The sequence below is a fragment of the Kitasatospora sp. NPDC056181 genome (genome assembly GCF_042266225.1).
Classification (GTDB): domain Bacteria; phylum Actinomycetota; class Actinomycetes; order Streptomycetales; family Streptomycetaceae; genus Kitasatospora.
This window is the reverse complement of record NZ_JBHJUK010000009.1, coordinates 19,019-29,969: the sequence shown is the minus strand read 5'-3', so window position 1 is coordinate 29,969 and position 10,951 is coordinate 19,019. Positions and strand designations below refer to the sequence as shown.

The following is a 10,951-nucleotide window of genomic DNA, read 5'->3' as shown; positions in this document are numbered from 1 at the left end:
GGCCCGGGCCGGGGCCCTGGGGGGATTCCCCGCTGTCCCGGGTGGTGTCCTTATGTGGGTCCCGGGCGGCGCCCCCCTATCCCACCCACACCGCCGTTCGCGTCCCGGGCCGGGGCGCTCCCGCCACGGACCGGCTCGCCGAGACCTGCGGTCGGCTGCGGAGCCGCTCGCCGCGGAGGCGGTGGAACCGCCTCGGCGTTGACCGGGCGCGTCGTGGAGCCGCCTGGGCGAGCTCCGCCCACAAACCGCTTATCGAGCGGTTACGCGCGTGAGGGATGGTCAGTCACCAGCGTCAGTGGTCCAGTCGAGATGGTGAGTGTGAGTCCGATGAGCAGCGGGTCGTTCCGGATCGATCTTGCGGAGGTCGAGGCGGCCGCCAGGAGGATCCGGGCCTTCGTCCAGGAACTGGAACCGCATGCCGCCAAGGTCGAGGCCGCCGCCCGGCGCGTCTCCCCGGCCTCCTGCGGAACCGACCCGGTGGGCAGGGCGCTCGGAGGCGGTGGGACGGAGAGCGGCGGGCTGATCGAGTGCCAGGAGCAGGCGCTCCAGGGTGTGCGCCGCTACCTGCGGAACTCCGGCACGATGGCCGAGAACCTGCTGCTGATGTGCCGGCACTACCGCGAGGCCGAGGGCAGTCACGCGGCCGGTCTGAAGGAGCTTCTCGCGGGCTCCGCGGCGCCCCTCCCCGCAGTGCTGGAGGCCGCGCCCGACGGCCGTGGTCCGTCCACCTCGGCCCGGCCCGGGGCCTCCCCGGCGGGGGCTGCCGGTACCGCCGACGTCTGATCGTCCGCGGCTCCACGCACCGGTTCCTCCACCCGACCGCCCGGTTCCTCCGCCGACCGTCCGTCGAGCCGCCCGCACACGCCCGGTTCGGCCGCTATGGCCGCTTCGGTCGGTTCGGCGGGTTTCCAGTCGCCCGGTTCGCCCGAGAAAGTGACCATTTTCATGATCGAGCTGCCCGCCGACCTGGCCGCGGTGCTCACGATAGTCAAGAGCAACGACAACGGGGCGGCGATAGCCTTCCCCGAAGCCGATGAGGACCAGCTCGCGGCGCTCGCCCAGGCGTGGGACGCCTGGAACACCGCGGCCGAGCCACGGGCGCGCGGCATCGTGGCGGCTGCGCAGCAGGCCGCGGCGCACATGTCGGGGGCGGCCGCCGACGGCTTCCGGCAGTACCTGGAGAAGTACGCCGGTCGCGACGACGCCCATGCCGTCACCGTGCTGGAGACCGGGCTCGCGATGGCCCGCTGTCTCCACGAGGCCGCCGGCACCGTCACCCGTACCAAGACGGCCATGGTGCAGCAGCTCAGGTCCACCAAGGAATACCTCGACGGCAGTATGGCCGGAGCCGCGCCCGAGGCCGCCGCGCAGTCCGAGGGCGTGAAACTGACGGTGGACTCGTGCCGGCACCACGTCGGGCAGGCGAGCGCGGCCGTCGACTCGATGCTCCGTCAGGCCGCCGGTTCGGTGGAACGGATGGACAGTGCCGGACAGGCCTGCGCACTCGGGGGCGCCGGAGGTCCGGGCGGTGGCGCCGGGGGGCCCGATGCCGGTGCCCGCTGCGCGGGTGTCGGAGGGGGGACGGGCGGTGCGGCTCTGCCGGGTCTGAGCCTGGCCGGGTTCACCGGCCCTGTCGCGGGCACCGGTGCGCAGAGTGGGCTGTCCTCCGGTGGTGTCGGCGACCTCACCGGTGCGGGGGGCTGGTCCTCGGGCGCGCTCGGTGCGGCCGGTGCGGCCGGTGCGGCCGGTTCGCTCGGTTCGGGGGGTGCTGCGGGGAATGCCGGTGGCGTGGGCGGGCGCAAGGCCGCCGCCGCCGCCGCCGCCGCCGCCGCCGGCGGCGGCTCGGCGGGCCGGGCACGGGCGGGTGTCACGCCCTCCTTCGCGGGCGCGGGCTTCGGTATGCCGCCCGGTACGGCGGCGGCCGCCGCAGGGGCGAGCCGCCCGGTTGCCGGAACGGTCGGGCGCGGCGCGCCCGGGATGACGCGGCAGACGTTGGGTCCGGGGACGGCCGGTACCGGCGCGAGAGCGGGCGCGGCCGCCGGGGCCGGAGCGGGTGCCGCCGGACGGGGCCCCGGAACGGGTGGCATGCACGGCATGGGCCATGGCGGGGGCAGGAAGGGAACACCCGGCAAGCGCAGGCCCGGTCTGGTTGTCGCGCAGGCACCGGAGGAGGACGAGGCACTCGCCGACCCCGGCGTTCACGGCCGGCCCGCCGAGGCCCAGGCCGGCGACCGGCGGGCGCAGCGGGCGCACCGGCGGTGGCTGGACGGCGCCCGTACCGAGGCTGCCGAACAGCACCGGGCGGGATCCCCGCAGGCCGCGGCTGCGGGGGAGGAGCATCCGCCGGAGCCCGGAGGTGATCTCCTCACGCAACTGACCAGCGTGGTGCTGGGACCCGACGCGGCGGGCGGGGGCCGGCCGGAGGCGGGGGCGGCGGGGACGGGTGGTGGTGGTGCTGCCGGCGCGGACGGTGCCGCTGGGAGCCGGCCGTCCGTCAGGGCCGCGCACCCGGAGCAGGCCGGGGCGGCGGCCGGGCACGGCCAGGGCGCCGCGGGCACCGCGGGAGCGGTGCCGACCGGTCCGGACACCGGGGGTAAGCCCGCACGGCTCCGGGAGGAGGGGGGCTATCAGGTGCCGAGCCCCCAGCTGCGTGCCGCCCTGGCGAAGCTGGCGGCCGCCGGGGAGTTCGACAGGCCCGCACCCGCCAGGGCGGCGCGGCAGCCGGCCGCCCAGGAGGAGAGCCCCGGCGGTGGCCGGCCCGGGAACAACGAGTAACGCGTGCTGTCGGCCGTCGGCCACCGCCCGCAGCAATTCCGCTGACAGGTCACCGGACCGGCAGCGGTACATCGGGGAGAAAGCGTCATGGAAGATCTGTTTCGTACGAAGGTGCATCGACCCGGCGAGGTGCGAACGCCGACGCCGGTCCCCGCGATGGGGGTCGAGACGGCGACGAGGGCGGCCGGTTCGCCCGGTTCCGGTTCGGCGACGACGGTTGCGGGTGGGCCGGCGACGCTGAGCTCGACGGCGACGGGTGCGGCGGGGCTTGCCACGGAGACGGCAGTGGTCGCCCGGTCGGCGGCGTCCCCGTCGCCGTCCCCGTCCGCGGACGCGGCTCCGGCGAAGGCCGCAGGGACGGGCTTCGATGTCCACCCCGAGCAGTACCGGGCGGCGGTCTCCCCGATGCTCGCCGCCTCGGACCGGGTCTCCGCCGCGTACCTCGACCTTGACAGCTTCCTGACCAGCATGAACGCCACCCACCCCTGGGGAAACGACCACGCGGGGCACCAGTTTGCCGAGGGTGAGAAGGGCTACCTCGCGTACAGCTCCGGCACGCTCAAGGGCCTCAAGGGCCTCCCGGCCGCGCTGCGCCGGGTCGCGGAGGGTCTGAAGCGCATGGCGGAGAACTACGAGAACACCGAGCGGCGCGTCACCGCGTCCCTCACGGGCCGCAACGAGAACCCCGGCCCGTCCGGCCCCGTGGACCCGCTCGCGTCGGCTGCCGCGCCGCCGCAGGCGCCCGCACCCGTGACGCCGACCCTGCCCGCACCCCACGTCGGCCCGATGGCGCACACCGGCGGGAGGCGCTGACCATGGCCACCGAGCTTCCCGAACCCCTCCAGTGGGTCCTGCTGTTGCTGTCCGGTACGCGCTGGCCCGAGGCCGACGAGGACAACCTGCGGAACATGGCCGGGCACTGGCGCACCATGGCCCAGACCCTCAACGATGTCGAGGAGTCCGCCGACGCGGCCGTCAAGCGCGCGCTGACCGGGCAGGTCGGCGTGGCTGCCACCGGACTGTCCCAGTACTGGGACAAGTTCACCGTCGGCCAGGGCGAGGACCAGCCCGGCGCTTTCCCCGGCCTGGCCAAGGCCTGCGAAGGCATGGGCGACATGCTGGAGTCGATGGCCAACTCCGCAGAGACGGCGAAGATCCAGATCATCGCCCAGCTGGGGATTCTCGCGGTCGAGATCGCCACGGCCGAGGTGGAGGCGCCGTTCACCGCGGGCCTGTCACTGGCCCAGATCCCGGTCATGGTCGGCATCAGCCGGACGGCCGTCCAGCAGATCCTGAAGAAGCTCGCCATGGAGGCGATGAAGTTCGCCGCCAAGCAGGCGGTCCAGATGGCGGCCATCAACCTGCTCGCCCAGAGCATCCAGGTCCTGGAGGGGCACCGCAAGGGCCTCGACCTGAAGGAGCTCGGCGACAACGCGGTGGGCGGCGCGGTGGCGGGCGCCTCGGGCAACCTGCTGGGCAAGGGCATCGGCGCGGCCGGCTCGAAGCTGGGCCTGGGCAAGGTCATGGGGACGGTCCCCGGCAAGATGGTGACGGCAGGCGCGGCCGGCGTCGGGGCGGACGTCGTCACCCAGGCCGTGACCACCGGGACGGTGGACAGTCACAGCCTGCTCGGTTCCGGCCTGAGCGGAGCGAGCGCCGCCGGGCTGCATGCCGCGGGCGCCGCGGTCAACGAGCACTTCAGAGCACCGACGGTGGACGTGCCGCACAGCGGGGTCCCGGGCGCCGGGGGGTCGGAGATCCCCGCCGGGGCGCACGTTCCCGAGCACTCGCCGACGGAGGCGCCGGGCGGCTCCGCCGGGTCGGAGTCTGCAGCGGGCACCGGCGGCAGCCGCAGCCTGCCCGCCGGGTCCGAGCACGCGGCCGGGGCGGAGTCTCCCGCGGCTGCCGCCCACGGCGCACCGGCGGGCGGTACGCACGAGGGCGTGCCCACGGGCGGCCAGCACCCGGCGGCGGAGCCGGCCGGTGGCGCGGCCCATCCGGCGCAGCACCCGGCGGCGGACGGTGCGGGCACCGCGCAGTCCCAGCCCCATGCGGCGGCTCCAGCGGCGGAGCACGGCACCACGGGCGGCGGCACGCCGTCGCAGGGCCCCGGTCATGGTGTTGAGGGCGGCACGCCCGGGCATGGGCCAGCGGCCGCGGCGGAGGGCGGGGCCCCCGGGCACGCCGAGGCCTCGCCCGCCCATGGCGGTGGCACGCACACGGAGGCCGCGGCGCCGACGGCCGCGGGCTCGCACCCACCGGTGTCCGAGGGGACGCCGGCCCAGCACGTCGGTCCCGCCTCGACGCACGAGCCGGCGCCCGCGGCGGCCACCGTTCCCCACGAGGGCACGGCCACGCCCACGGCGAGCCACGCCCCTTCCCTGCCGCCGCTGCACGAGGGCGGCGCGGTCGGCGCGCCGACCACGGCGGCGCACGAGACTCCGCTGCCGGCCCTCGGCGGCCACCACGGGCCAGAGGTGCCGCAGTTGCATCTGCCGCCGGAGGGGGTGGCGGGTCCGGTGCGTCCGGTGGGGGATGGTCCCCTGTCGATGCGGCACGCGCCGGAGGTGCCGGAGTTGCATCTGCCGCAGGGGGAGGCTGCGCCGGTGCGTCCGGTGGGGGATGGTCCCCTGTCGATGCGGCACGCGCCGGAGGTGCCCGAGCTGAACCTGTTGCACACCGAGGCCGCGGTCCACACCGCACCGGAGGCGCTGGTCCGTCCGCTCGGGTCCGGGGCCGACGAGATCCGGCTCGCGGCGGGCCCGGCCGAAGGGGCGCCGCTCGGCGCCGGTCGGCCGGTGGGCCTGCCGGACCTCCACGGGACGCCGGTCCTGCACAGCAGCGCCACCGCGCCCGTCGCCGGTACGTCGGCCTCAGCGACCGCGCATCCCTCCGCGCACTTGGGCGGTCCGGGCGTTCACGTCCCGCCGCTCCCGGCGGAGTTCCGTACCGGCCCGGTCCGTCCCGCGGGGGAGCCGCACCTTCCGGGGGTCCGCACCGAGCCGGTGCCCGGTCGGGGCGAGGCGGTCCGGCCGGGCCGCTCACTGCACGAGCATCCGGCGGGGATGACCGCGCTGGCCTTCCCGCTCCAGCCGTCCGCGACGCAGAAGGCGCTCCACAAGGTGCGCACGCTGTTGCGGCCGGCCGCTGGGCCGGGGGGCATTCAGAACATGATGTACGCCCTGCCGCACGCGAGCCCCGGGGGCAAGTACCTCCACCCGGAGACCAACTCCGGGGTACCCGTCGAGGCGGTCCACTTCAACCAGCACACGAAGACGCTGAAGAGCCGTCTCGACCCGACGACACTCAACGACCTCTCACCGCTCGCTTTCAACGGGATCAAGGACCTGGCCGCCGATCCCGTCGCACGCCGGGCCCCTGAGAAGATGCTTGCGAAGACCCAGGAGCGGGTCGAGGCGATGGCACGCATGGATTACCGGACCGCAGACTACTGGGCGGCCCAGGACGCCCGTCGTGAGCAGCTCGACTCCATGGTGGTGGCCAACACCCTTCGCCAGCCCCCGGGGCTACCCGAGCATGCCGTGGCCCGCGTGGACTCGGTGCTGCGCGACGCTCCGGACGCCATCACCGCCGCCGGCCGGATTCTTCAGGACCACCCGGGGATCGTCCTGGGTGAGAGGCACGGTGAGCCGCAGAGTTTCGACTTCCTGAAGAACAACATGGCCGCCCTCCGGGAGGCGGGGGTCCAGACCGTCTACCTGGAAGCGCTGCGCGGCGACTCCTTCCAGTCCCACGTGGACACCCATTTGCGGGCTCCGGCGAACGCGGAGATGCCGCCACTGCTGGACGCGATGGTCTCGCGCTACGAAAGCAGTCACGGCCAGGGCCTGCGGGCGACGATCGAGAGCGCCAAGGCCGAAGGAGTCGACATCCGGATGGTCGACGGGCACCCCGCACGCCGCGAGGGCGAAGGACCCTGGACGCTCTACGACCGTGCCGCACGGTTCAACACCTACGTGGCCGACGCCGTCGGACTGGGGCAGACCGGATCCGACGGGAAGTTCGTGCTACTGGTCGGCAAGGCGCACGTCGGCCTGCACGACGCTCCGACCATGCCCGACCCGGCCAACCCGGACCAGGTCATCACCCCGCCCGCCGAGCACAGGATCCACTCGGAGCTGCCGGCACCCGGCCTCTCCCAGTTGCTGGACGCACCCGGGCTGGAGGTGCAGAACACACCCGAGGGCGAGCACTCCCTGTCCCGGCTCTAGCGGGGACAGGCGGCGGCCGGCGATTCGTCTCCCCCCACCCCTGACCGCCCGGTCGTGCGCGCCTCTCCCCGCGCGCGGCCGGGCTCCCGGCTGCCGGCGCGCCGGTCCGCTCCTCGCCGGTGTGCAGGCGAGCGAGGCCGCCGGGGCGCTCGTCGCGCAAGGTGCCTTATCAGGCCCCTACTCGACGGGCCGATACGATCGCTGCCCATGAGGCTCGCAGGGGCAGGGCGCCGCTGGCGCGAGAGGTTGACGACCCGCAGGCTGCCGGCGGCCGTCCTCGCACTGGTGGTGCTCGCCGGGGCCGGCACATGGACGGTGGCCGCTGCAGACGGCGGGCAGCCGGTCCGGCAGGAGGACCGTTTCCTCCAGATGCCGGAGACCCCCGGCAGCGACCGGCAGGTCCAGCTGGACACCTCCTTCTTCACCACCGGGACGAGCCCGCGCCCGGCCGTCCTGCTCGGCCACGGCTTCGGCGGATCCAAGGAGGGCGAGCGCGACCGCGCCCGGGAGCTGGCCCGGCAGGGTTACGCGGTGCTGACCTGGTCGGCGCGCGGCTTCGGGCACTCCGGCGGCAGGATCGGCCTCAACGCGCCCGACCGCGAGGTGCAGGACGTCAAGCACCTGGTCGACTGGCTGGCCCAGCGGCCGGAGGTGCAGCTGGACGGGCCCGGCGACCCGCGGGTGGGCATCACCGGCGCCTCCTACGGCGGCGCGGTGGCCCTGCTCGGCTCCGCGTACGACGGCCGGATCGACGCGGTGGCCAGCCAGATCACCTGGTGGAACCTGGCCGACGCGCTGTTCCCGCAGGGGGTGCAGGGCTCGGGCGCGGTGGACGGGGTGTTCAAGCGGCTCTGGGCCGGGATCTTCTTCACCACCGGATCGGCGGCCCCCGGTTCACCGGGCGGCCTCGGTCCGTCCGGCGGCGCGCCGCGCGCGACGGCGGGGGCCACCGCCGGGCCGGTCGACGGGACGGTCGGCTGCGGGCGGTTCCTGGACGAGCTCTGCCGGATGTACGACCGGGTCGCGACCGCCGGGCACGCCGACCCGGAGGCCGTCGCGCTGCTGGAGCGCTCCAGCCCGTCCTCGGTCGCGGACCGGCTCAAGGCGCCCACCCTGGTCGTCCAGGGCCAGCAGGACTCGCTGTTCCCGCTCGACCAGGGCGACGCGATCGCCCGCGCGGTCGCGGCCAACGGCGCCCCGGTGGCGGTCGACTGGTTCGCCGGCGGGCACGACGGTGGCACCGACACCAGCGCCCGGGTCGACGACCGGGTGGGCGCCTGGTTCGACCACTACCTGAAGAACCCCGGCCCGAAGAACCCCGGCCCGAAGAACCCCGGCCCGGAGCGCCCGGGGAACGGCACCGGACCGGCGTTCCGGGTCACCCGCACCGGCGGCGTCGACTCCACCGGCTTCCAGGCCGTGCTGCGCGGCGCCTCCGCCGACGCCTACCCGGGCCTCGGCGGCACCGGCTCGCGCACCGTCGAGCTGAACGGCGGCACGGCCGGCGCCGAACAGACCTTCGCCAACCCGCCCGGCGGCGCCCCGCCGAACATCTCGGCCCTGCCCGGCATCGGCGCGCTCAGCCAGGCCGCCGCCCTGGGCGCCGGGCTCTCGCTGGACTTCCCCGGGCAGTACGCCACCTTCGACAGCGCGCCGCTGGACGGCCCCCTGCACCTGACCGGACAGCCCACCGTGCCGGTCCGGGTGCAGGCCGACAAGCCGGACGCGGTGCTCTTCGCCAAGCTCTACGACGTCGCCCCGGACGGCAAGCAGAGCCTGCCGCAGCAGCTCGCCGCCCCGCTCCGGGTGACCGGCGCCGACGCGGCCGGCGGCAGGACCGTCACGGTGACGCTGCCCGCCGTCGACCACACCTTCTCCGCCGGGCACCGCCTGCGGCTGGTCCTGGCCTCGACCGACCTGGCGTACGCCTCGCCCGCCGAGCCCGCCACCTACCGCGCGGCCGTCGCCGGGGCGCTCACCGTGCCGACCGTCGACGGGCTGGTCACCGAGGCGGCGCCGCTGCCCGCCCGGACCTGGGTCCTGCCGCTGGTCGCCGTCGCCGTCGCGGCCGCACTGCTCCTGCTGCCGCGGCTGCGCCGGCGCGGCCGGGTGGCCCGCGGACCGGCGTACGACCCGGCGCTGGCCGGGGTGCCGCTGCAGATCACCGGCCTGAGCAAGCGCTACAAGGGATCCGCCGACCGCTACGCCGTCCGGGAGCTGGGCTTCCGGGTGGAGCAGGGTCAGGTGCTCGGCCTGCTCGGGCCCAACGGCGCGGGCAAGACCACCACGCTGCGGATGCTGATGGGCCTGATCCGGCCCGACGAGGGCGAGATCCGGATCTTCGGCCACCTGGTGCGCCCGGGCACGCCGGTGCTCTCCCGGGTCGGCGCCTTCGTCGAGGGGGCCGGGTTCCTGCCGCACCTCAGCGGCCGGGCCAACCTGCGGCTCTACTGGCAGGCCACCGGCCGCCCGGAGGCCGACGCCCACCTGGAGGAGGCGCTGGCCATCGCCGGGCTCGGAGAGGCGCTGGACCGGGCGGTGCGCACCTACTCGCAGGGCATGCGGCAGCGCCTCGCGATCGCCCAGGCCATGCTCGGGCTGCCGGACCTGCTGATCCTGGACGAGCCGACCAACGGGCTGGACCCGCCGCAGATCCGCGAGATGCGCGAGGTGATGATCCGGTACGCGGCCGCCGGGCGGACCGTCATCGTCTCCAGCCACCTGCTCTCGGAGGTGGAGCAGAGCTGCACCGACCTGGTGGTGATGGACCGCGGCCGGCTGGTCACCGCCGGAGCCGTCGCCGAGATCGTCGGCGCGGGCGAGCTGCTGCTGGTCGGCACCCCGGCCTCGTACGGGCCCCAGGAGCTGGCGGCGGCCGCCGACAAGGCGCAGGCGCTGGACGGGGTCGGCTCGGTCGAGCCGGTCGAGGGCGGGCTGCTGGTGAGGCTGGACGGCATGACGGCCAGCCGGCTGCTGGCCGAGCTGGTGCGCCTCGGCGTGCCGGTGGAACGGGCCGGTCCGCACCGCCGCCTGGAGGACGCGTTCCTGTCACTGATCGGAGGCCCGGCATGAGTGCCGTCGTTTCACCGGACCACGCCGCCGGCTACCGGGCGGGCCGGACGCTGCCGCTGCGGGTCGAGGCGATGCGCCAGCTGCGGCGCCGCCGGACCATGGTGATCGGCGGGGTGCTGGCGGCGCTGCCGTTCGTCATCCTGGCCGCGTTCCAGATCGGTGGCACGCCCGGCCGGGCCGACCGGACCACCTTCATCGAGCTGGCCACCGCCTCGGGGCCCAACTTCGCGACCACCATGCTCTTCATGGGCACCGGCTTCCTGCTGGTGATCCCGGTCGCGCTGTTCTGCGGTGACACGGTGGCCTCGGAGGCGAGCTGGTCCTCGCTGCGCTACCTGCTGGCGGCGCCGGTGCCCCGGGCCCGGCTGCTGGCCCGCAAGTTCGCGGTGGGGCTGGCGTTCTCGGCCGCCGCCGTGGTGCTGCTGCCGGCGATCGGGCTGCTGGTGGGCACCGCCGCGTACGGGTGGGGGGACCTGAAGCTGCCGGCCGGGGTGAGCCTGTCGGCGGGGGAGGCGCTGCCGCGGCTGGCGATCGCGGTGGCGTACGTCTTCCTGGCCGAGGTGGTGATCGCGGCGCTGGCGTTCTGGCTCTCGACCGCCACCGACGCCCCGCTCGGCGCGGTCGGCGGGGCGGTGTTCGCCTCGATCGTCACCGGGGTGCTGGACGCCGTCACCGCACTCGGCGGCCTGCGCGAGTGGCTTCCCGCGCACTGGCAGTACGCCTGGGCGGACGCCCTGCAGCCGCAGCTGGAGTGGGGCGGCATGGTGCAGGGCGTCTCGCTGTCGCTCTCGTACGCGGTGGTGCTGCTGGCGTTGGCGTTCCGCGGGTTCGCCCGCAAGGACGTGGTGTCCTGAGGGGCGCGCCGCGCGGGC

General features: G+C 75.4%; 6 protein-coding genes. All 6 read left to right on the top strand.

What is annotated here, in order from left to right:
• Positions 1-327: 327 nt before the first annotated feature.
• The 6 genes from ACFC1F_RS06245 (at position 328) to ACFC1F_RS06220 (ending at position 10,933) form a co-directional block, all read left to right on the top strand.
• On the top strand, positions 328-783 hold the full coding sequence (locus ACFC1F_RS06245) for a hypothetical protein (protein WP_376156039.1): 456 nt from the start codon (positions 328-330) through the stop codon (positions 781-783).
• 162 nt (positions 784-945) lie between these two features.
• Positions 946-2,775: a hypothetical protein gene (locus ACFC1F_RS06240; RefSeq protein WP_376156037.1), complete on the top strand. Its 1,830-nt coding sequence runs from the start codon at positions 946-948 to the stop codon at positions 2,773-2,775.
• Between the two features lie 285 nt (positions 2,776-3,060).
• Complete coding sequence (locus ACFC1F_RS06235; protein WP_376156036.1) at positions 3,061-3,588, top strand: WXG100 family type VII secretion target; 528 nt, start codon at positions 3,061-3,063, stop codon at positions 3,586-3,588.
• Between the two features lie 2 nt (positions 3,589-3,590).
• Positions 3,591-7,007, top strand: a complete 3,417-nt coding sequence (locus tag ACFC1F_RS06230; RefSeq protein WP_376156035.1) for a hypothetical protein — start codon at positions 3,591-3,593, stop codon at positions 7,005-7,007.
• A gap of 207 nt (positions 7,008-7,214) precedes the next feature.
• Positions 7,215-10,079: an alpha/beta fold hydrolase gene (locus ACFC1F_RS06225; RefSeq protein ID WP_376156033.1), complete on the top strand. Its 2,865-nt coding sequence runs from the start codon at positions 7,215-7,217 to the stop codon at positions 10,077-10,079.
• On the top strand, positions 10,076-10,933 hold the full coding sequence (locus tag ACFC1F_RS06220; RefSeq protein ID WP_209411968.1) for an ABC transporter permease: 858 nt from the start codon (positions 10,076-10,078) through the stop codon (positions 10,931-10,933). Before ACFC1F_RS06225 ends, ACFC1F_RS06220 begins: the two co-directional genes overlap by 4 nt.
• The last annotated feature ends 18 nt before the right edge of the window (positions 10,934-10,951 follow it).

Coding starts and splice junctions, on each gene's coding strand:
- ACFC1F_RS06240 (WP_376156037.1), top strand. CDS start 946: ATGATCGAGCTGCCCGCCGACCTGGCCGCGGTGCTCACGATAGTCAAG.
- ACFC1F_RS06225 (WP_376156033.1), top strand. CDS start 7,215: ATGAGGCTCGCAGGGGCAGGGCGCCGCTGGCGCGAGAGGTTGACGACC.
- ACFC1F_RS06230 (WP_376156035.1), top strand. CDS start 3,591: ATGGCCACCGAGCTTCCCGAACCCCTCCAGTGGGTCCTGCTGTTGCTG.
- ACFC1F_RS06220 (WP_209411968.1), top strand. CDS start 10,076: ATGAGTGCCGTCGTTTCACCGGACCACGCCGCCGGCTACCGGGCGGGC.
- ACFC1F_RS06245 (WP_376156039.1), top strand. CDS start 328: ATGAGCAGCGGGTCGTTCCGGATCGATCTTGCGGAGGTCGAGGCGGCC.